1 protein-coding gene is annotated in these 2,132 nt (G+C 43.9%); it reads right to left on the reverse strand.

The genetic code is table 11. The features are described 5' to 3' along the window. On the reverse strand, positions 1-2,087 hold a 2,087-nt coding region (locus tag AB5062_RS22560; RefSeq protein WP_368328379.1), incomplete at its 3' end, for a GumC family protein. Positions 2,088-2,132: the final 45 nt, after the last annotated feature.

A 2,132-nucleotide genomic window follows, 5' to 3' on the forward strand; every position in this document is an offset into this window, starting at 1 on the left:
ACCGTACGCGCCATCAACTCTGTAGGATTGGGAGGAATAGGACCACCCGGAAGAATATCAAGATTAGGACTTACATCCGAATGTTGTATCATATCAAAAAGATTGGTATGCTCGGGGTCAGCCAGATAATTGGTAATACCTTCCGTGCGATGGGACAGATTAAAGACCTTATTCAGCCCCGGCTTGCGGATATCCAAACCCACAATAACAACTTTCTTACCCATATAGGCCAGACTGACTGCCGTATTTCCAGCAATAAAAGACTTACCTTCACCCGGCTGTGTGGATGTAAAAAGCACCACTTTCTGACTGGCACCAAGCATGAACAACATATTGGTACGCAGACCACGAAAAGCCTCCTCCATCATACCATTCTGATTCTCCTGAACCACAATGGCACCTTTTTCGGGCTTCTTACTTAAAGGAAGCTCACCCAAAATAGGAACATCCGTTATCTTCTCCACATCCTCGGCATTCTCTATCTTATATTTTAATAAATCCTTCAAATAAATAAGACCTACAGGAATACCCATACCCAATACAAAGGCAGCCAGCAGAACTATCTTCTTCTTAGGAGAAACCGGCTTTTTACTAGGAAGAGCAGCTTTGATGATACGTCCGTTATTAGCAGTGGATGCCAGGGTTATTGCGTTTTCTTCACGCTTCTGAAGCAACATAATGTAAAGGGTCGCCTTGATTTCCTGCTGGCGGGAGATAGTAAGAAATTCTTTCTCCTGCTGCGGCGCACTGCTGATCCTGCCTTCAAACTTCCGTGCCTGACGTTCAAGATTGGACTGCGCTATCTGCAACCCTCTCAGTACACTGTTCACGGTAGTCTGCACATTGTGCCGCATGGACTCGATGCCCGTATTGATATTGATTACCGCAGGATTGTTTTCGGAAGAGGTACGGAGCAAACGCTTGCGTTCGATCAGCATCGTGTTATATTGGTTGATGATAGAACCCAAATTCTGGTCCTGCAACCCTACATTGGCGGGAATCACCTCGTTTGCATTCTTCGGATTGTTCACATAGTTACGCAAGGACTCCACCAGTCTCAACTGGGTGGCATTCTCGGTCAGTTGCTGTTCATATTTCGAACTCTCTTCCAAAGCCAGACGGGCATCGCTGGTCAAATCGGTCAATCCGGAGCGTTGCTTGAAATCGGCAAGTTCCGTTTCAGCAGTACCTAACTCCCGATTGATAATGCCAATACGCTCGTCTATAAACTCTGCGGATTTTTGAGCCACTTCATTCTTCTCGTCATTCGCGTCCAGATTATAAAAGTCAACCAAACAATTGATGAAATCGATACCGCGCTGCTTTACCGTATTCTGCAAGCTGATGGCAGCAATTGTGGTAGTCTTCGAAGTGGGTTCCACAGACAAATTCTCTACATAACTTTCCGTCACATCTGTAGGAGAATTAACGTATGCCACCAGATTCATATCTTCTTCCAAAGGTGGGACCGAGTCGTTCTTTGTAAAACTGAAAACTCCTACTGGAGTGGGGAAAACAGCCGGAATACTGTCAAAACTTACCTCAGTCTCCTGCTTCTCCTCGTCAAACATATATTCCACTTTTACATCCAATTTTCCATTCATGGTATATTTTAGATGAAGCTTGGCTCCTTCTTCCAGATTGTCTGCCTCTTCAGGAGTCATATAAACTTTTACCGGAGTGGACTTATATAAAGGAGTGTTATAGCCGAACATACGTTCCTCGGCCACTGAAATATACAAATTCAAATGATTCACCACCTTTTTAATCAAGGTTCTTGACTTCAGGATTTCCACCTCATTGTCAAAATTGTTAGTCATGGAGAACATACCCAGATCCTGAAGGGCTCCCATAGGATTATTACTGCTTCCACCTTTCTTGTCACCTTCTTTGATGAGTACGGCCGCATCAACATTATAGACAGGAGCTTGATAACGGAGATAGATGAAAGCAGATATAATACAAACCAGCACACTGGCTACAAACCACGGCCAATAGGCAAAGTATTTAAAAAACAAGGCATAAAGATCAACGTTCTCCTCACGTTGCTCGGTACCCGAAGGGGTGTTCTTCTGTTCGTCAGTCATATCAACAGTTTGTAATCAACAATTATATTTATGAGTTTTATTTCA

Origin of the sequence: Phocaeicola sp. RTP21359st1_B8_RTP21360_211022 (assembly GCF_040911965.1) — a bacterium.
Taxonomy (GTDB): Bacteria; Bacteroidota; Bacteroidia; order Bacteroidales; family Bacteroidaceae; genus Phocaeicola; species Phocaeicola vulgatus.